The organism is Bradyrhizobium sp. 22, assembly GCF_000482425.1.
Lineage (GTDB): Bacteria > Pseudomonadota > Alphaproteobacteria > Rhizobiales > Xanthobacteraceae > Bradyrhizobium > Bradyrhizobium japonicum_B.
In genome coordinates this window covers 1604127-1624049 of the sequence record NZ_KI519400.1, presented here as the reverse complement: position 1 = coordinate 1624049, position 19923 = coordinate 1604127, and the positions used below count along the sequence as shown (strand labels likewise).

Genomic DNA, 19923 nt, shown 5'->3' with positions numbered 1-19923 from the left:
CCTCTGGGGCCGCTCGTATGTCCAGTTGGGACCTGAAGTCATCTCCGGTGCTTCGCGTCGAGCGTTTCCAGACGATCGATCAATTTCATTCTAGCGGTGTGCTCGGCGAGGCCAGAACCGTTCTGATTGACCGCAAGACCTTCTCGGCTTCACGAGCAGCATTGGCTCTGCCAAACTGCCGACTTGTGGTGCAACGAACCTTTGCGCGTGTATTCGAAGGAGAGCTCGGCGCAGAGCAATGCGGGTTGGTCGTACCGATGTCCGAGGATCATTACCACACCGCAAACGGGCAGGCTGTAACGGGAGGCGGTGTGTTGTTCTTGCGCGGAACTATTTCTTGCCGCGTGGATGAGCCGCACCCGAATACTCATTCGCTCATTCGTCTCAGCTCAAAGATAAATATGAGGGATTGGAGCGATCTTGACAATGGTCTGAGCTTTATGGCGGCGGAGCCCCAGCGGATGCTCCGCCTTCAAAAGGTGATAGCGGCGCTTGCACGAAATGCATCTACCTGCACCGATGGGCATGATTTCGCCGTTCGAGCCAGATCAATGCAGGAAACGTTGTATGCAGCACTTGACGACATCATGCTTCAGCAAGACGGTTACCAATCCAGGTCAAGGTCGTTCGAAAGACATAACAAGATCGTTGCGCGTATCGACGAGTTCATCGAGCTCCGTCCGACCATCGCAGTATATAGCGAAGACTTGGCAATCACTCTCGGGATTTCGATCAGAACATTACAAGCGGCGACGATGACCGTGCATGGAATTCCCCTGCACCGGTACATTCGGATGAAGAAACTCTGGATGGTCCGACGCTTGTTAACGGTGGGTCATCTCGGTATCAACATCAAAGCAGCGGCCATTTCGAATGGATTTTGGCATATGGGTGAATTCTCTCGAAACTACCGAGCCAGCTTCGGGGAATTGCCATCGGAAACGCTCATGCGGGCCCGATCGTAGAGGCCTGACATTCAAGGGGGTTTCTCGAAGCTCCAAATGACCGTTCAGCCTAGTCGCCACGTCTTGAGCAAACCAAGTGATTTTTGTCGCAATGAAGGGCCTACATGGACTCCCTCCACCGTAGAGATGGGACGGGCTCATCATCAGCTCGGGCTTGAGCCCCACGACTGCGCCGCAATCGACACCAGGCTGTTGACAGGCTTGTAGGCAGAGGCCGAGGCGAAACTATCCGGCTGGGCAACGGCATGGCAGGCGGCGGCGCCTGCAAGTTGTGCTGGCTCGCGTCGCCCTGCTCGATATGGAGATAGCGCTCAGCGCGTCCGCTTCCTGGTCGATCGATGACCAGGATCGTGCGGCATTGCGCGACATGTGCGAGCTTCTCGAGGCGGATAGCGACAGCCCGGCGTATGAGGTTCTGCCTATTCGCGATGACGGGGTACAGCACGGTACCGGGGCTGCCCAAGATGCGAAGGCAATTGCGGCCGAAGCCCGCGCGGTGGCAGTCTCGTGACAGCAGGCGACCAGCGATGTGGCGGCGGTATCCACCGCAACCAAGCAGCTCCGCGGCGGGTCGCAAGATCGCGGAGCGAACGGTTCAGACCGCGCACCTCGCCGGACGCGCCGCAGACGAGATCGATCGGGTAGGAACGATGGGCGCTGAACGGTGCTACGACCCGCATCCAGACCGTCACCGATCTGATCTCCAAGCTCGCCGCGCAGACCAATTTGCTCGCGCTTAACGCGACGATCGAGGCGGCCCACGCCGGCGAGGCCGCAGGAACTTTGCCGTCATAGCCCATGAGTTGAAAGCGCTGTCGCGCAAGACCGGGGAGGTGGCCGAAGACATCGCCCGTCGTATCGAGGACATCCCAGGCATCTCAAGCGAGCATCGATGTCATTCAAGAGGTCGGAATAGCCGTCGCCGAGAGCAGCGCGACGGATAGAGGAAAAATCGCGGTCAGGAAGGCGAAAGGGGCCGCAAAGATTGTCTGCAAGTTGGCGGGATTCCTCTCGGCCCAACTCAAGCAAGTTGCGCATGGGAATCAATAACCACTTACCTGAAGGTGCTGCAATATGATTCATCATCTCCGTCGCTCTGATCCCGGCAGTGGGAGTCAGGACGGCTGGCGCAGATGTTGGTCATGAGACGAAGCCGAGAGCTTTACCGGTTTCCAAGCTTGGCCGCCGCTTCGCTTCATCAGATGCTGCCAAAGAGATCAACGCCATCAACTGACAGCTACGCCGGTGTTTGCGCGCTGCGCGGCAGCTTATCGAGAAGAAGCAAAGTGTGACGCTCGCTCCGCTTCCTAAACGGGCGCGCGCCGACGGCGAAGCTGACGCTACATTTTTCGGCACTTTGCGCAATTTCGATACTGTTTTTGTTTCGATTGGTACTGCTGCACCAGTGCGCGGAACTCAATTAACATATGTGAAAACTTACGATCCGATGCTTAGCAGCACACGAGATTCTCGCGAGGTAGCGAGCGCATTGCCACTTTGCAGTTCCCAATTTTCGGAGGTGCCCATTGTCGAACGTAGTGAATTTCCGCGAGCAGCCAGCGCGCGACCAGCATTCGTCCGGATCTGCTCGCCCTGAGGGAGGTTTGGGCGAGTCTTCCGAACTGACCGCCAAGCTTTCGGAGCTGGCCTCCCGATTGGTGCTGCTCAAGTCGGAGGCGAAGGAGGAAATGCGTCGCGGAATCCTCCTGCTCGAGCTGACCAGCCAAAACGCTCGCGTTGTCGCCCACCAGATTAGCGACCCGCTGTCCAAGAAGTGTTTTGAAAACAAGATCGAAGCCGCTGAGCGGTTGCTCGCCTTTGCTCGAGCCAAGCTGCTGAGCCTGTAATCCAATCGACGATTGTCGAACCTGATTTTTCTTTAGCTCATTGGGGGATGATATGCGGAAGAACCTACCCGTTACGGAAGTCGAGTATCCGATCACCGACGAAACGCTCATTGTTTCGAAGACAGATTTGAAGGGCAAGCTGGCCTACTTCAACGATCAGTTCGTTGCGGCATCGGGTTTTGCCGACGAAGAGTTGATAGGGCAGCCTCATAACATCGTGCGTCATCCGGACATGCCGCCTGAGGCTTTCGAGAACTTGTGGGACACCATTAAAGCAGGAAAACCATGGGCCGGAGCCGTGAAGAATCGCCGCAAGAACGGCGACTTTTACTGGGTGCTCGCAAGCGCTACTCCGATCTGGGAAAATGGGCATATCACAGGCTACATGTCCATTCGTTCGAAGCTGCCTGCGGATCAACGAGAAGAGGCGGAGCGCGTCTATGCCCTGATCCGAGCCGGTAAGGCCACGGCTTACAAGATCGATGCCGGCATGATCCGCAAGCGTTCGTGGCTGGATATTTTCGGTACATTTACGCGCTCGCTTAAGGCGCGTCTTCTCACCTTGGCAGCTGTTTTCATGAGCTCAATGGTGATCATTGCAGCCGCTGATTTTGTTGGAGGCGTGGCGGCAACTGCCGCGCTCTGTACGGGATTGCTGTTTGGCGGCATCCTCACCGCTTCGACCATACGAGCCCTCAGCCGGCCTCTAGCGCACCTCAATGATCTGATGGCGAACATCGCACAAGGGAAGTTCAATTCGCGCGTAAACGTTGAACGCGACGATGAGATCGGCATCGTCTTGCGCAATATTCAGGCGCTGCAAGCGAAGCTGGGATTTGATCGCGAATCCAAGAAAGATATGGAAGCGCGTGCCGCGACGCAGCGAAAGGCAGACATGCAACGGCTTGCCGGAGGCTTTGAAGCGGCCGTCGGCGGCATCATTGAAACCGTAGCCTCAGCAGCCACAGAGCTTGAGAGGGCGGCAGGTACTTTGACGCAGACTGCCGACACAACCCAACAGCTCTCCACCGCCGTGGCCGCGGCCTCCGAAGAAGCGTCCACCAACGTGCAGTCGGTGGCATCCGCGACTGAGGAAATGGCCTCTTCCATCAACGAAATCAGCCGCCAGGTGCAAGAATCCGCTCGGATCTCTCATGAGGCGGTCGATCAAGCTCGCCGCACCAACGATCGGGTCGGCGAACTGTCGAAAGCGGCGGGGCGGATTGGGGACGTGGTCGAGCTGATCAACACCATCGCCGGGCAGACCAATCTTCTAGCGTTGAACGCGACAATCGAAGCAGCCCGCGCAGGCGAGGCGGGACGCGGCTTCGCCGTCGTGGCCTCCGAAGTGAAAGCTCTCGCGGAGCAGACTGCAAAAGCCACTGGCGAAATCAGTCAGCAGATATCAAGCATTCAGGTTGCAACACAGGAGTCCGTGAGCGCAATCAGGGAGATTAGCGGCACCATCGAAAAGCTGTCGGAGATTTCCTCGACGATTGCTGCGGCGGTGGAAGAGCAGGGCGCCGCGACCCAAGAAATATCACGCAACGTCCAGCAAGCTGCCAATGGCACGCAACAAGTCTCTGCCAACATCACTGACGTCCAGCGGGGCGCGAGTGACACGGGATCGGCATCATCGCAAGTGCTATCGGCAGCGCGAACTCTCTCCGCTGACAGCACTCGGCTCAAGACCGAGGTCAGCAATTTCCTTTCTTCGGTCCGAGTTGCATGAAGGTCGGAATCGGAGGCTCGACAATGCCACTCGTTCCAATCATCTCCGTACTGAAATGCAATTCGGCAGCTCATACTGATGAACGTACTCTGCGCCTGCAGCGGGCGTTAAACCGCATTGTGGCGCCCTCGCGAAGGCGAGCGCCAGAGACAGGCCGTGGACGCTATCGCAGCAGCGCCCCTGTGGGAAGCAGCACACCCGGCGACGTACCTTCGTGAGCTTTTGCTGTGAAACAACCTTCGATAGCGAGCCTTCAGTTATGATCTTCCCGACGAGCCAGAAGCGAAACCCAAAGATTTATAGGAGAGCCCAGTGAGTTTGAGAATCGGCACGATCCTGCCTCTGATAATTGCGGTGCTTGTCTTGATGGGTGTGTCGTCGGCCGGGTACAACGCCTATAGGGCCTATGACGTCAGGCGAGAAGCCGAGGCATTTCTCAAGATCAATCAAGCATCCCAGCTGCTCCTCCAAAGCGCCGGCCAGTGGGCAGTCGGCCGTGGCATCACCAATGCGCTGCTGAAATCGCCTGAAGCAGTTTCGTCAGAGCGTCGTGCCGAACTCGTGAAGACGCGCGCAGGTGCGGACCGGGCGTTCCGGGACGCAATAGCACGCTTGCGCGACGTGCCGGAAATGAAAACCGCCGAAAAGCGCATCTCCGATGCCGAGGCGACATTTCAGGCGTTCCAGAATATCCGGGCCAAGGTCGATGCAAATCTCGATAAGGCAGGTGCCGAACGGGATGCGCAGGTCGTGGACGGCTTCGTGCCGGCCATCACCGATCTGATCGATATTGCGGCCAACAGATTGCGGCTCACGTTGGAAACGCTGACGAGCCCGCCCACGGCGGAACTATCGCGACTGGTCAGTGTCAGACATCTGATCGCGCTGATGGCTGAGAATGCCGGGCGGGAGCGAGCTTTGCTCGGGGGCGTCATTGGCGCTCGCGCAGCGCTGACGGCAGATGGTGTTCGCAATATCGCCAACTTCCGTGGGCAGGTGCAGCTTGCCTGGGATACTGTTGCGCCCCTTGCCCAGCGCCCGGGATTTCCTGCAAAAGTGGTTGAAGCGATCCAAAGCGTCGAGAACGACTATTTCCGTGGCTACGGCAAGGTCCGAGATGAGATCCTCGCGACTGCCGCGGCCGGCGACTACAAGATCACGGGTAGCGAGTACATTGTCAAGGCAACAACGGCCATCAACTCAATCCTGCGCCTCGCTGAAGCGGTTGGCGCGACGGCGGATCAGGAAGCGGCAAACGAGGCTGCAAGGGGTACTTCCGGCCTGATCACGTCGAGTGGCGTATTGGCTGCGAGCATTGTCCTCGCGCTATTGAGCTTCTGGGTGGCGTTCTCGAGAATCGTGCGCCCACTATCGTCGCTGACTGTCGCAATGAATAGACTTGCTGAAGGCAATTTCGCTGTTATCCTCCCCGGATTGGGCCGCAAGGACGAAGTTGGCGATATGGCTCAAGCCGTTGAGGCATTCAAGGTCAAGGCCGAACAGAAGGCCCGCGATGAAGCCGAGGCGAAGATCAGGCAGGACCAGATCGCGGCCGAACAGCGGAAAGAGGATATGCACCGTCTCGCTGACGCGTTCGAGTCCGCTGTTGGCGAAATCGTGGCGACTGTCTCCTCTGCCTCGACAGAACTCGAGGCTTCGGCAACGACGCTCACGAACACCGCTGATCACTCGCAGGAGTTGGCAACGACTGTTGCCGCTGCATCGGAGGAGGCATCCGCCAACGTACAATCGGTTTCTTCCGCGACGGAGGAGCTATCGTCGTCCGTCAACGAAATCAGTCGGCAGGTCCAAGAATCGGCCCGAATGGCAAGTGATGCTGTCAATCAGGCCCGAACGACCAACGCGCGTGTCGGAGAATTGTCACAAGCTGCCGCCAGGATCGGCGATGTGGTTGATCTAATCAATTCCATCGCCGGACAGACGAATCTCCTGGCGCTCAATGCCACCATCGAGGCCGCGCGTGCAGGTGAAGCGGGGCGTGGCTTTGCGGTGGTCGCGTCCGAAGTGAAGGCGCTCGCCGAACAGACCGCGAAGGCGACCGGGGAGATAGGTCAACAAATCACCAGCATGCAGGCTGCAACGCAAGAGTCCGTCAGAGCAATTGCTGAGATCAGCGGCACCATCGAAGGGCTTTCGGAGATTTCAGCAACGATCGCCGCGGCGGTGGAAGAGCAAGGGGTCGCGACGCAAGAGATTGCGCGCAACGTGCAGCAAGCCGCGCAGGGAACACAGCAGGTGTCATCCAGCATCGCAGACGTACAACATGGCGCCAGCGAGACCGGCTCAGCGTCCTCCCAGGTGCTCTCGGCAGCCAAGACGCTGTCAGCCGACGCGAGTCGACTCAACGGGGAGGTCTCAAAGTTCCTTGACTCGGTGCGAGCAGCCTGACTCGCGCAAGAACGGATGCAAGCTGTGACCGCGCACGCCGTCGCGCCGAAGCGCGGCGAGAGACCTGGGACGCGCCAGCGGGCGCGTTCCAGCAGACGAATAGACTAATGGCGAGTTGGGTGGAGTGATCAAGAGAACAGAATGAAGCCGGAGTTGGTACCGTGCGCACCCTGTTCTGAAGAAAGAGATCTTAGGTCGATACCTTAGCATTTATGGGCCGGACATGGACGTCCTTGTCGTTGGAGATAGCATTGCCAAACTGTCGACCCTGCGATCGATGTTGGAGCCGCACTTCCAGGTGCGCGCCGCATTGCTGGACGACACCAAGATCCACGAGGAACATTTCGACGCGACCATAGTGGCAGCGAAGCTGCAAGATCCTAAGCACATTGCCCCCCTCCGTCATCTCTCCAGCAGACCCACGAAATTGCGAAGGCTGATCTACATTGTTGATCGACGTGAACGGCTATCCACCGCGCAAGCATATGCTCTTGGTGCCAGCTGCGTCCTCACTTCTCCGGTGAACGAGCGCCACCTGCTGAACGTTTTGTCTGAGGGAAAGATCTGCGCGGCAAAGCAAGAGTCAATATCGAGCATTGCCGGAGCCGCGCAGGCAGGAGCCACCAGCATTCATTCGATGTTCAGAGCGGTCCTCAGCGGTTCGCCGATTGATGCGACGGCAACAAGGGCCGCTGGTCGATTGATCGCACAGAATATCGTCGAGAGCGGTCTATCGGAATGGCTCGCAACGGTGCGGCGGCACCACGAAGGGACATATCAGTGTCAATCGGCGTTCAAATTTGACCCCGTATCGGCTTCCAATTTTGACCCCCTTGAGCGGCTCGGTTTGGCGGTAGCGCTCGTCTCGTCGGAGCTGGCCGGGGTTGCGGAGACGAGACGAGCGCGGGTGGCATGATCATCGTCGCGGCTCTTGAAGCGCCAGCTGTCGTTGCCGGTCTCGACGATGTCGCAGTGGTGCGTCAGTCGATCGAGAAGCGCGGTGGTCATCTTTGCGTCGCCGAACACGCTGGGCCATTCGCCAAACGCCAGATTAGTGGTGACGACGACGGATGTGCGCTCGTAGAGCCGGCTGACGAGGTGGAACAGCAACTGACCGCCAGATTGCGCGAACGGCAGGTAGCCGAGTTCGTCGAGAACGATGAAGTCCAGCCGGGTCAAATGCTCGGCGATCCGGCCCTGCCGTCCGGTCCGGGTCTCGATCTCCAGACGGTTGACGAGGTCGACCACGTTGTAGAAGCGCCCGCGCGCGCCGGATCGGATACTGCTTCGGGCAATGGCGATGGCCAGATGGGTCTTTCCGGTGCCGGTGCCGCCGATCAGGACGGCATTGCGTTGCTGAGCGATGAAGCCGCCGCCGGCGAGGTCATTGACCAGCGTCTGGTTGATGGGGGTGCCAACGAACTGGAAGTCGTCGAGATCCTTGGCGAGCGGTAGCTTGGCGATGGTGAGCTGGTACTTGATCGAGCGGGCCTGCTTCTCGTTGATCTCGGCGTTGAGCAAGTCGCCGACAATGCGCTGGGGTTCGTGCTGACGCTTGACGGCGGTCGTCATGATCTCGTCGAAGGCGGCCTTCATGCCGTAGAGCTTGAGTTCGCCCATGAGGTCGAACAGTTGAGTGCGTTCCATCAGATGGTTCTCCTGAGGTTGTCGTAACGGGCACAGTCGGCGATCGGAGCGTGGCGCAACGTCAGTGCAGCCGGCGTCATGATGTTGGCGGGTGGGGCGGGCTCGCGTTGCCGGGCCAGGATATTGAGCACGACATCGGCGGAATGGACGCCCTGGGCGATCGCCTCGGCACAAGCCGCCTCGACAGCGGGTAGACCGTCGGTCAGAACCGCGTTGAGGATGTCGACCATCTGCCGGTTGCCATCCTCGGCGCCGGCAAGCTTGCGCCGTATGCGCTCGATCGCGGCCGGCAGCACCCAATCCTTGAAGGGAGCACCGTTGCGCAAGGCGCCGGGTTTGCGCGCCAGCACCGGCACGTAATGCCAGGGATCATAGGTCGTCTCGCCGCGGCCGAAGGCGCGCGGATGTTCGGCAACGATACGTCCGTCCTGGCGGATCACGATGCGGTCGGCGTAGGCATGGACCTCGACCGGCCGCCCGACCGCGCTGGCCGCGACCGAGTACTTGTTGTTGTCGAAGCGGACCAGGCAGGTCTTCGAGACCGAGGCCGGCACCGCATGGAATCCGTCGAACCGGCCAGCATAGGGAACGAGCTTTGGCCGCTCGGCTTCGAACACCTCCCAGATCGTCTGTTCGGTCAGTTCCGGATGACGATGTGCCTTGGTGTAGGCGATGCACCTGTCCAGCAGCCAGGCGTTCAACTCGTCAAGGGTTTTGAATCGCAGCCGCGGTGTAAAGAAGCGCTCGCGGACAAGCCCAACCTGGTTCTCGACCTGGCCCTTCTCCCAGCCTGATGCCGGCGTGCAGGCGACCGGATCGATGAGGTAATGGCTGCACATCTGCATGAAGCGGCGATTGTAGAGACGCCCTTTGCCGACAAAGATCGTCTCTACCGCCGTCTTCATGTTGTCGTAGATGCCGCGCCCGCAGGTGCCCTTGAACAGCGCGAACGCCCGGTCGTGGGCGTCAAACACCATCTCCTGCGTCTCGCGCGGGTAGCACCGCACGAACAGCATGCGGCTGTGACACAGCCGGACATGGGCGGCCTTCACCATCACCGTCACGCCATTGAGCAGAACCACCTCGTGGCTCCAGTCGAACTGGTAGGCTTCGCCAGGTGCAAAGCTCAGCGGGACGTAGGCCGCAGCCGTCGATTGTCCACGGTCCGTACTCCATCGTCTGGCGTAACGCCGCACGGCATCGTAACCACCGTCGTACCCACGGCCGCGCAGCTCTTCGAAGATCCGGATCAGCGTCAGCTGCTCGCGAGCAGCCTTGGTCGCATTGGCTGCCAGCACCCCGTCCAGCTCTGCTGCCCATCGTCCCAGCTTCGGACGCGGCTGGACGGCGCGTTCGTACTCGAATGAAGTCTCGCCCGACCTCAGCACCTTCCGCACCGTGTTCCGCGATACATTCAGGTCCCGGGCGATCTCCCTGATCGTCTTGCCCTTGATGAAATGCTCGCGCCGTATCCGGGCAATCGTCTCCACGATCAGCATCTCCGACCACCTGCTTCATTACGAAGCACGCAGCGCAACAGACCAACATTAGGGGGTCAATTTTGGGCTCTGACTCACTTTTGATGCAGTTTGGAGGATGTCTGGCGCTTTGATTGGAGGAGAATCAGCGCCATGCAGCAGGCACTCCACCGCTCCAGTTTGGTGCCGCGTGGGTTTGTTGTAGAGAGTGCTTACTACGAGGGTAATAAGGCGATCGTTGTGGTTCGGGCGTCCGGCAGCGTCGGCCTGTGTCCATCGTGCGGAACGGTTTCGCGGCGTGTCCATAGCCGCTACCGGCGCCGCGTGACCGATCTGCCGCTCTCGGGTCGGATCGTCCAGCTCCTGGTAATCGCCCGCCGTTTTCGCTGCGACGCGGTTCTGTGCGGGCGTCAGATCTTCACTGAGCGCTTCGGCGAAGGCGTACTGGCGCCTTCGGCGCGCCGCACCGCGAGGCTGGAGTCCATCGTTCACCACCTTGGCTTGGCGCTTGGGGGTAGACCGGCAGCAGTCTTCGCAAAGCGGCTGATGCTGCCGGTGAGCAAAGATACCCTTCTTCGGGTGGTTCGGCACCGTAGCCGTCCCCCAGCTGACCCGCTCAGGGTCATCGGCATTGATGACTGGGCCTGGCGGCGCAATCACCGATACGCCAGCATCGTCTGCAACCTGGAAAGGCGCAGGGTCGTCACTTTGTTGCCGGATCGTGAGCCGGCGACGGCCCAAGCCTGGCTCGCTGCTCATCCCTCGATCGCAATCGTCGCCCGTGACCGCGGCGGCGGATATGGCGAAGCCGCGGCCAAGGCCCTGCCGCACGCAGTACAGGTCGCCGACCGTTGGCATCTGATGGAGAACGCCAGTCGCGCCTTCCTCGATGCCGTCCGCAAATCGATGCGCCAGATACGCACCGTCCTCGGTGCGACCACGATCGATCCCAAGCTACTCACCGCCGCTGAGCGCCTCCAGTATGAGGGCTATCTGCGCCGCGAGGAGACCAACGCGGTCATCCTGGCTCTGTCGAAGAATGGCATACCTATCAAGCAGATCGTGCGTCAGACCGGCCACAGCAGGAAGCTGGTGCGACAGGTGGTCCGCGGCGAACGTCACGACGTGTTCCGAACCCGACAAAGTTCGTTGGATGTGCACTTGCCATGGCTGGACGAGCAGTGGGCGTCTGGCTGCCGCAACGGTGCTGAACTTTGGCGCCGTTTGAAAGGGCGTGGCTTCCGAGGCTCGCTCCGTGTCATCAGCGAGTGGGCAACCCGCAGACGACGAGCGGAAAGGACCGACACACAAAACCTTCAGAGGATTCCGTCGGCCAGAACGATCGCTCGCCTCATGACAATCGGACGGGACCTGCTCACCAAAGCGGAGACCGTCACGGTCGCGGCGATCGAAGCTGGCGTGCCAACTCTGGTCGAGGCACGCGAGATCATCGCCGAATTCCACCTGATGATCCGCCGTAAGACCGAGGCGGGCCTCGCTCCTTGGATCGAGCGTGCCCGCGCCAGTCTCGTCGCCTCGTTCGCGAGCGGCGTCGGGAGAGACCAAGCGGCAGTCCGAGCCGCAATCACGTCGCCCTGGTCGAACGGACAAACCGAAGGACAGATTACGCGCCTCAAGCTCGTCAGGCGCCAAATGTATGGCCGCGGGAAGATCGATCTGCTCCAAGCCCGGTTAGTCGGCGCAGAATGAAAGGAGCTGCACCAAGATTGCGTCAGAGCCAATTTTGGACGCCGATCCCCCGGCTTAAGGGGTCAATATTGCAGGCCGAATGACATATCAGCACTGTCTTCTCGTTACCGGAGTGGCGATAGATTTTGGTCTGAGGCTCGGCATGGGTGAACGCGATGTCGAGCGGCTATACACCGCCGCGATGTTTCATGATATTGGAAAGGCAAGAATCCCGCTGGCGCTCCTAGACAAGCCAATCCAGCTCTCGTCTGAAGAGCGCGCTCTTATCGAGACCCATCCTGTTGCGGGCTATGAGGTCCTCAAGGTGAATGCCGGCTTATCGCCGGAAGTGCTTGATGGTGTCAGGCATCACCACGAGTATCTGGACGGAAGCGGATATCCGGATGCGCTTTGTGCTGGCGGAATTTCCGATATCGTTCGCATGCTCACAATCTGCGATATTTTCGCGGCTCTCATCGAACGACGATCGTACAAACCGGCAATGTCTCGGCAAGATGCCTATGAAATTATCAAGAATATGAACGGCAAGCTCGAGAAGCCGTTGGTCAACGCTTTTTGCGAGGTCGCGCTGGTCAGGTGACGAACCACACCAAACTACCTTCTCGTCGCGGGATCACAGGACGATTTTCCTTTGACATGTTGATGGATCGACAGAAGTCTGCCGCAGGGAGAACAGCTGTAGACATAGGTCTCAGGACGATCGCCGATTGCTGACAGTTTGCCAACCAGCCTCATTTCGCGACCGCACTTCTCGCAAAGCTGAGGTTGAACGCTGCTGATCTTAGCTGTCATGCGAACAGCACATAAATGAAGCCACAAAAGACTACGGCGAGCCAGACCAGCGCCAGTCTTAACCACAGAGTATGGCGGTCCATCGTGCCGCCTCCGTCATACAAGCGAGGTGCGAGCGTCAAGGAAGGGTGACTGCTCGACATTGATTTAGATCAAGCTTCGCAGACAAAAACGTCACGACGTTGCCGCCGTCCTCTGCACGGTCTTGGTGCAAGCAACAGACGACAGCCGCGCCGACGGTCGCTGTAACGGCCTCCGCCATGCTCGTGGCTCTCGATCACCAAACCTCATGCGATCATCGATCACGCTCCTACGCTCTCCAACGAGCAGAAGCGCACGCTTCGCGCCCTCTATGTACTAGCCAGCGGCTCAAGCTGGAAGCGGATAGTTTCTAGTCAGAGTGCGCGCGGCATGAGTTCATCTCGCTGGTTTGCGGGGCTGGTTGGCCGGTCGCGTTGTCAGATAGTCGAATCAAGTTCGCTTGAACTCCATCTGGGTTTCTCACCGGTCGAAATCTCAAGGACCTTTGCACGCAGGAAGCCACTGGCTTGCCTCGGATATTTCGAGGGCCGAGGGATCACTGACCCACGCTTACGAGGCCACTACGAGAAGGCGCTTCGCTCCTGTGCGCAGGAACCTTGCAACGTGCCGGGGGTTTGGGTTGCGGAACTGGCAGGGGCATAGAAACGCGGAGGCTTGGATGCAGCGTCGGCGCTTTCGACAGGTGACCACACTCGAAGAGCGGCTCCTTCAGGAAGCCGAGCGGGTCAAGGCGCAAGCCGACGCCTTGACTCACGGGATCGAGAAGGAGCGCCTGTTGAAGAGGGCGCGCCAGGCCGAAACCGCCGCGCGGCTCAACGCGTGGCTGACTTCGCCTGGGCTAAGGCCTTCCGACAAACTTCCCCGTCCGTGACGATCGCACTTGTGAGCGTCGCCTAGCCTCTCTTCCCGTGCGCAGCGGCTGAGACGTCGGTTCGCGTTGTACAGGAGAGATCACTGCGAGGAGCCACATCGTCGTCGTCTCGGTCGAGTGAGCCGTGCAACGTGCCACCTCCCTGGCTCATCTAGCACAACGGTTGCAGGCGCTAATCTGAAGTTATTCTCCGACCTTCGACCCGTGTCGGCCGATGTGCGGGCCGGTCCCCGAAATGCCCGTGTTTGGGTCGGCGTCGCCTCACCCGCCAGCATTTGTGCCAAGTACCGTCAACTATGATGGTAGTTCGGGGGGCTCCGTCGGCGACAGCCATTGCGGGGGCAGTCAACAGCTGCTAGGGCAATCTCAATGAGGGGTAGCGCCTCGTCTTCACGAATTATATAGCGATTTCAATGATGTACGAATTCAAGATTTTATTCTGAATGGCGCGCCATTCTTCGACGAAGGTCAGGACAAAGCAGCATCTGGTCGCCAGACGGGCCGAGACCGGATGGCTTCGCCGTGTGAGGAGCGGAATGAAGATATCGCAGGCGTTCAAGTTCGAGGCGGCGCATCGGCTGCCGAACGTGCCCGAGACCCATCGATGCCGCCGGCTGCATGGTCATTCCTATCGGGTCGAGGTCCAGCTGGACGGGCCGGTCGATCCGCACACCGGCTTCGTCGCCGATTTCTTCGACATCGAGAAATGCTTCGCCGACATCATGGCCGCGCTGGATCATCACTGCCTGAACGAGGTCAAAGGGCTGGAGAACCCGACCGCCGAGAATATCGCGATCTGGATCTGGGACCGGCTGAAGCCGAGCCTGCCGCAGCTGTGGGCGGTCCGCGTCTATGAGACGGCGGATTGCTGGGCCGAATATAACGGGCAGTGACGACGGCGCGCTGACCCGGCGCCGGCCTCGCCGTCGCCACGAGTTCCGGCCGCTCATCTTCCCCGCCAAATCGGAAACCCAGGGTCAACCGACTGCGGCGTGCCGCTGCCTGCACGCCGTCGGACGGGTCTCATTGCTCACGCACATATGAGCTGTGTTGATAACCGCATGCGGGGTGGAAGGCTTAGTTTCAAGCTGGCGTCGAATGTCCGCAATGCCAGTTGTGCCTGGCCCCTGTACAGGGAAACCGTTGATGGAACGCAAGCTTGCCGCGATCATGGCCGCCGACATCGTCAGCTACAGCCTGATGATGGCCGAGAACGAGGCCTCCACCTACAAAGAGCTGCGCACGGTGTTCGACAATCTGATCGAACCCACGGTCGCGCAGCATGGTGGACGCATCTTCAAGATGACCGGGGACGGCTTTCTGGCGATGTTTCCAAGCGTCAACGAAGCCGTCGATGCAGGCTCTGCCATTCAGCAAGGATTCGACAACGCTCCGTTCGAGCTGCGCATAGGCATTAACCTCGGTGATGTCATCGAGGATAATGGCGATATGTACGGCGACGGCGTCAATGTCGCCACACGGCTTGAGGCGATGGCCGATCCCGGCAGCATCTTCGTCAGCGGCGCTGTCGTCATGGCCGCAGACCGCAATCGCGGCGAGGTGTTCGCGCGTGTGGGCCGCAGGCGCGCCAAAAACATTCCCGAACGTCTCAATGTCTACCGTGTCCGGCGCGCGCAATCCCCGTGGTCTCGCTGGCGAAAAGTCCCGCGCGTTCTACGCGGTACCGCTGCGCGCTGGTCGTATGGCGTTGCCGCAATAGCCCTCGTCCTCATCGGCACCCAGATCCAACCGCTGTCCCTGGCGGCGATGGTCAGCCGGCTCCCGGCCGCGCTATCTTTCGACCAGACCCGTGCCGACCCGCGCCCGTCAATCGCGGTCATGCCTTTTGCGACCATGGGCGGAGACCAGTCGTACTTTGCAGACGGGCTGACCGAGGATGTGACTACGGCGCTTGCAAGGAATTCCGAGCTTCAGATCATCGCGCGCGATTCCACCTTTGCCGTGCGCGGGCAAGAAAGCGATATGCGCAGGCTCGGGGCAAAGCTGGGCGTTTCCTACGTGGTGGAAGGCAGCGCGCGCCGCGAGGGAGACCGGCTTCGCGTCTCGGCGCAGCTGATCGACGTGAAATCGGGCGCGCACCTTTGGTCGCGCAGCTTCGACAGGCAGGTTGCCGACGTCTTCACCGTACAAAGCGAGCTGACTACGGAAATCGTCGCCCAGCTCGCGCCGTATATCGTCCGAAGTGAAGCCATCGCTGCCGCGCAACGTCCGACCGACAACCTTCAGGCTTACGATCTTCTCCTGCGCGCCCGTCATCGATACCGGCATGGCGTCCAGGATGCGGAGGCATTGATGGAGGCACGCGGCCTATATCAGCGCGCGCTGGAAATGGACCCGGCCTATGCCGCCGCCCGTGCGGGCTTGGCTCTCACTTACATCGCGGATGTGGCCAAGAGGTCGAATGGTCGGGCGACAGCGCATGAGCTGGAATTAGGTCTCAGCGAAGCGCGCCAGGCTGTGCGCCTCGATCCCAATCTCTCGCTCGGCTATCAGGTGATCAGCTTCGGACTGGCGGTGCAGGGCGATTATGCGGGCGGCTTGCAGGCCGCCAAGCGCGCCGTCGAACTGAATCCCAATGACCCCGATAGCATGATGGCTTTGGCCAAAGCGCAAGTCCGTTTCGGGGACTACGCGGACGCCGTTGCCAATGCCGAGCGGGCACGTCGCCTTCATCCCATGGCGCCGGAATATTACGCCTATGTGCATGGCCAGGCTCTTTACGCCGCGGACCGTCGCGACGAGTCGGCTAGCGTGATTTCCGAATGCCTTGTAAGGGCGCCGCGCGATGCCAACTGCCTGCTGATCCAGGCTGCGCTGCAAGGGCGGCGCGGTGATGTAGAAGCGGCGCAGCTGACGATGGCAAACCTGGTAACCGCCCAACCGACATTTTCGTTGGAGGCAGAGCGTTCTTATCGCCGGTTTGGCAACAAGCCGCTCATGGAGCAGTTCCTGAATGACCTGACGGTGGCGAAGGCACCGGGGGCTGCGTGATAGGATTCCCTTAGCTTGAATTCAGCGAGATAGCAGTTCTCAGTTTCATCTCGTCGGGCGCGCCGTTTCGATGGTAAGTTCGTCCGATGCGCATTATCGATCATCTATTCTCCCGCCTCGTTTTATTCCTTGCCATCGCAGCCGCCCCGGCGCTCCCCGCGCGCGCGGCGGAGACCTGCCCGTTCATCGGCGCCCAGGAGCTCGCCCGCGCGATGCCGGCGCTCAAATGGTCGCTGATCTCCAATCAGGACGGCCGCGGCTGCATCTACCAGGCCGGGCGCGGCGACACGATGATGCTCTCCGTGTTCCGCAATCCCGACAAGGACCGCGCCAGGGAATTGTACGCCACCTTCGTCAAGACGCTGGCCGAGCGCATGAAGCTGAGCGCAGTGACGGGGATCGGCGATGAAGGCCAGCGCGGAACGAGCGCCGCCGGCGCGGAGCGCCAGGAGGCCTCGGTCGTCGCCTTGTCCGGCGACTACATTCTCCAGCTGACCGTCTATCCGATCGGCCGGCGTGCCGACGATGCGCTGCTCGGACCGCTCACCGAAGCCGCGCGCATTGCCGTCGGCAGCGTGAGCAAGAGCAGCGAGCGCTTCGGCAATTGCGAGTGGCTCACGGCCGCCGATGCCGACGGCTTTCTCGACGCGAGCACGCTGACGGTGCAGCGGACCGGCGCGGGCAGCTGCATGATGTTCGATCGCGAGGCCAACACCATGACCGTCGCGGTGATCGCGACCTCGCGCGACACCGCCATCGGCATGATGAAGCGCGCGGGTCCCTGCAAGCACGTGGCGATACCCGAGCTCGGCGCTGAAGCGTTCGGCGAGCATTCCTGCACCAAGGGCAACGGCAACGCCGTCAACATCTATGTCTGGAAGAACGGCAGGCAGGCTTCAATCCTGTTCGCGCCGGTGAAGCCGCATCCGGAGTCCGGCTCGGTCGAGCGCCTCAAGGCGGTCGCCGCGCGAGTCTATGCGAAATTGTGAGCGCGCTATTGCTGGCGCAAGCGCGAGCCTACTCTGTACCTTCGTCGCGAACGGGTGGGACGTGGCGCCGAAGGTCCATGCTGTCGTGAAGGATGCGCACGATTTCGATCGTGCTGTCTGGCGCGGCCCGGTACATCAGGAAATGGCTCCCGCGCCGGCCGTGCCGGGCCACGTGAAGCGTGCGAAGGCCCGCCATGATCTCGTCCCGGGGCCTGGAGCCCGCAACATTGGGGCCATCGGCAAGCTCGCCTATCGCCCGAACAATTGTGTCGCGATAGATTCGAGATTGTCGCGTGCCAAAATTCTCGGTGGTCCACCTGAGGATGTTGGCGAAGTCCAGCTCCGCGGCTGCACCGAGACGAACGCGCCATTTCCGTCCGGCCATGACGGCTCTAGTCGGTGGTTCTGGAGACCATCTTCTCCGACAGATCGCTCAAATATGTTTGCAGGTCCTCGATACTTTCAAATTCCTTGAAGTCACCCTGGGCCAACGCGCTGACACCTGCGCGCGCCGCGGCCCGTAGGGCTTCCAGCTTGCCTGCATCCTCCGCCTCGCGTTGCTCCACCAGCCGCAATCCGTCGCGCAGCACCTCGCTGGCATTCTGGTAGCGGCCAGACTTGACGAGGGCTTCGAGGAGCTCTTCCTGACGCTCCGTTAACACGACGTTCCGGGTCGGCATTGGCATTTCCTCGTTGCTCAAGGCCAGGATACCTTTGGCATATTATGCCATATGAGTGTGATTGCCTCAACCCAGCACGTCCTTGCACTTCGCCGCGAAGGCATTGAGGTACGCGCCGAGTTCGCTCGCCAGCGCATCGGACCGGTCGACATTCTGCAGGCTCATGTTGAGGGCGTAGACCGGAAGCCCGGGCAGCACGATGGGCGTTGCGACGGCGAGCACGGCGGGCTGCCAGGACACGGCGCAATAGCCGTCGCGTTCGACGGAGCCGATCGATCTCCTGACGTCCGCGAGCAGCGCCTTGGTGGCGGCCGTGCTGCGCCGCCTGAACTGCTTCAGCAACCGCTCGCGCTCGGCCTCTGCAATACCGGCGAGGTAAGCGCGGCCGAGCGACGTCAACTCCATCGGGACCTGCTGGCCGGCGACCACGTTGCGCAGCGCCGCGCGCGGGCTGTAGCGGATCGATTCCAGATAGACCATCATGGTGCGATCCGCGGTCGCTAGCCCGACGTTGAGCCTGCGCCTCGCCGATTCGGCCCGCATCATCGGCCCGATCGCGTTGAGCACCGGTGATCCCGTCCGCATCGCGTGGCCGATGCTGACGACCGACGCGGCCAGGCGGTAAGCCCGCTCGCTACGGACTTCGTCGAGCATGCCGGAATTGACCAGCGTTCGTGTCAGCCGGCTGACCGTCGATCGCGGCAAGCCGCATCGCTCCGCGATCTCGCCGTTGCCCAGCGTGTCGACGCCAGGACGGAACGCCCGGAGGATCTCGATCCCTCGTTCGAGCGACCGGTTGCCGTCAACCCCGCCCGCATATCTGCGCGCCTGCATCATGCCCAGCTCCGCCAACATTTCCACTTAGTGGAATTAGGCGGATGCTCCGGCGAGGGCAAGCCGCTATCAGCTGGGGGAAGAAGAATGCCCGGCCGCGCGGGCTTGACGAGGAAACGCCATGCCCTATCAGCTCATCGAATTTTCCGTCGAAGCCGCCGTCGCGACCATCGCCTTCAACCGCCCGGACCGGCGCAACGCCATGAGCGACGAGATGCGTGCCGAGTTTCTCAGCGCGCTCGACACCGTGGCGCGCGACAGGTCCATCAAAGCTCTGGTGCTGACCGGACGCGGCAACGCCTTCTGTGCCGGCGGCGACATCAGCGGCATGAAACGCCGGCTCGAGGCGCCGCAGGGCGAGGTCGCCTTCAACGGCTGGAGCCGTCAGCAGGGCGTGCACCACGTGCAGTCGTTGCTGCTCGGCCTGCCAAAGCCGACCATTGCCGCCGTCAACGGCGCCGCTGCGGGCCTCGGTGCCGATACCGCGCTGGCCTGCGATTTCGTCGTCGCCACGGAACGCTCGAAATTCACCTGGTCCTACATCAAGCGCGGTTTGATCCCCGACGGCGGCGGGCTGTATGTCCTGCCGCGCCGGGTCGGGCTTGCGAAGGCCAAGGACTTGATCTTCACCGGCCGAATCGTCGAGGCCGACGAGGCGCTTGCGCTCGGCATCGTCGATCGCAAAGTGGCCTCGGCCGAGCTGCTGCCGGCCGCGCAGGCCTGGGCGGCCGAGCTGGCTCAGGGGTCTCCCACCGCGCTGGCGCTGAGCAAGAAGATCTTGAATGAGACCTTCGAGCATTCCGCGCACGATATCTTCAATCTCGGCAGCCAGGCGCAGGCCATCTGCTACACCAGCGCGGAACACCGCGACGCCGTGGCGGCGTTCCTCGCGCAATACTCGTCGAAGGAGTGAGC

General features: G+C 60.8%; 16 protein-coding genes and 2 pseudogenes. 13 read left to right on the top strand and 5 right to left on the bottom strand.

Going from position 1 to position 19923, the window contains the following annotated elements; translation table 11 throughout:
- Positions 1-17 precede the first annotated feature (17 nt).
- From K410_RS0133055 to K410_RS0133035, 6 genes are all read left to right on the top strand, one after another.
- A complete protein-coding gene (locus tag K410_RS0133055; RefSeq protein ID WP_028138845.1) occupies positions 18-965 on the top strand; it encodes an AraC family transcriptional regulator in 948 nt (315 codons plus the stop codon).
- 271 nt (positions 966-1236) lie between these two features.
- Positions 1237-1476, top strand: coding sequence for a hypothetical protein (locus K410_RS0133050; RefSeq protein WP_028138844.1), 240 nt, complete (start codon positions 1237-1239; stop codon positions 1474-1476).
- Between the two features lie 146 nt (positions 1477-1622).
- On the top strand, positions 1623-1760 hold the full coding sequence (locus K410_RS41565) for a methyl-accepting chemotaxis protein (protein WP_080672316.1): 138 nt from the start codon (positions 1623-1625) through the stop codon (positions 1758-1760).
- Positions 1761-2491: 731 nt separating this feature from the next.
- The gene (locus K410_RS0133045) at positions 2492-2812 is read left to right on the top strand and encodes a hypothetical protein (protein WP_155253791.1); all 321 of its coding nucleotides are present in this window, start codon (positions 2492-2494) and stop codon (positions 2810-2812) included.
- A gap of 52 nt (positions 2813-2864) precedes the next feature.
- Positions 2865-4544: a methyl-accepting chemotaxis protein gene (locus K410_RS0133040; RefSeq protein ID WP_028138842.1), complete on the top strand. Its 1680-nt coding sequence runs from the start codon at positions 2865-2867 to the stop codon at positions 4542-4544.
- Between the two features lie 312 nt (positions 4545-4856).
- Complete coding sequence (locus K410_RS0133035) at positions 4857-6953, top strand: methyl-accepting chemotaxis protein (RefSeq protein WP_028138841.1); 2097 nt, start codon at positions 4857-4859, stop codon at positions 6951-6953.
- Positions 6954-7736: 783 nt separating this feature from the next.
- On the opposite strand, the gene istB is transcribed toward K410_RS0133035, so the two are convergent.
- Both istB and istA read right to left on the bottom strand, forming a co-directional pair.
- Positions 7737-8600 (bottom strand): IS21-like element helper ATPase IstB, encoded by an 864-nt coding sequence (gene istB, locus K410_RS0133025; RefSeq protein WP_028138839.1) that lies wholly within the window; start codon positions 8598-8600, stop codon positions 7737-7739.
- 8 nt (positions 8601-8608) lie between these two features.
- A pseudogene (istA, locus tag K410_RS0133020) lies at positions 8609-10099 on the bottom strand (IS21 family transposase); the annotation flags it as partial.
- 132 nt (positions 10100-10231) lie between these two features.
- On the opposite strand from istA, the gene K410_RS0133015 reads away from it, so the two are divergent.
- The 6 genes and pseudogenes from K410_RS0133015 to K410_RS0132990 all read left to right on the top strand — a co-directional run bounded on the left by K410_RS0133015 (position 10232) and on the right by K410_RS0132990 (position 17494).
- Entirely contained in the window at positions 10232-11788 is a 1557-nt protein-coding gene (locus K410_RS0133015; RefSeq protein WP_028132974.1) for an ISL3 family transposase, read from the top strand.
- Between the two features lie 82 nt (positions 11789-11870).
- Positions 11871-12368 (top strand): annotated as a pseudogene (locus K410_RS37605) (HD-GYP domain-containing protein); the annotation flags it as partial.
- Between the two features lie 912 nt (positions 12369-13280).
- Positions 13281-13493: a hypothetical protein gene (locus tag K410_RS0133005; RefSeq protein ID WP_028138837.1), complete on the top strand. Its 213-nt coding sequence runs from the start codon at positions 13281-13283 to the stop codon at positions 13491-13493.
- 536 nt (positions 13494-14029) lie between these two features.
- Positions 14030-14386, top strand: a complete 357-nt coding sequence (queD, locus tag K410_RS0133000) for a 6-carboxytetrahydropterin synthase QueD (RefSeq protein ID WP_028138836.1) — start codon at positions 14030-14032, stop codon at positions 14384-14386.
- Positions 14387-14639: 253 nt separating this feature from the next.
- The gene (locus K410_RS0132995; protein WP_028138835.1) at positions 14640-16505 is read left to right on the top strand and encodes an adenylate/guanylate cyclase domain-containing protein; all 1866 of its coding nucleotides are present in this window, start codon (positions 14640-14642) and stop codon (positions 16503-16505) included.
- Positions 16506-16591: 86 nt separating this feature from the next.
- Positions 16592-17494: a hypothetical protein gene (locus K410_RS0132990; protein WP_028138834.1), complete on the top strand. Its 903-nt coding sequence runs from the start codon at positions 16592-16594 to the stop codon at positions 17492-17494.
- A 28-nt stretch (positions 17495-17522) separates the two neighbouring features.
- Here the strand turns inward: K410_RS0132990 and K410_RS0132985 are convergent, their stop codons facing one another.
- From K410_RS0132985 to K410_RS0132975, 3 genes are all read right to left on the bottom strand, one after another.
- Entirely contained in the window at positions 17523-17879 is a 357-nt protein-coding gene (locus tag K410_RS0132985) for a type II toxin-antitoxin system RelE/ParE family toxin (protein WP_028138833.1), read from the bottom strand.
- 7 nt (positions 17880-17886) lie between these two features.
- Positions 17887-18174: a type II toxin-antitoxin system ParD family antitoxin gene (locus K410_RS0132980; protein WP_028138832.1), complete on the bottom strand. Its 288-nt coding sequence runs from the start codon at positions 18172-18174 to the stop codon at positions 17887-17889.
- A 66-nt stretch (positions 18175-18240) separates the two neighbouring features.
- On the bottom strand, positions 18241-19011 hold the full coding sequence (locus K410_RS0132975; protein WP_028138831.1) for an IclR family transcriptional regulator: 771 nt from the start codon (positions 19009-19011) through the stop codon (positions 18241-18243).
- Between the two features lie 118 nt (positions 19012-19129).
- Here K410_RS0132975 and K410_RS0132970 point away from each other — a divergent pair, with 118 nt between their 5' ends.
- Positions 19130-19921 carry an enoyl-CoA hydratase/isomerase family protein gene (locus tag K410_RS0132970; RefSeq protein ID WP_028138830.1) on the top strand — a complete coding sequence of 264 codons (792 nt, stop codon included), beginning with the start codon at positions 19130-19132 and terminating at the stop codon, positions 19919-19921.
- Positions 19922-19923: the final 2 nt, after the last annotated feature.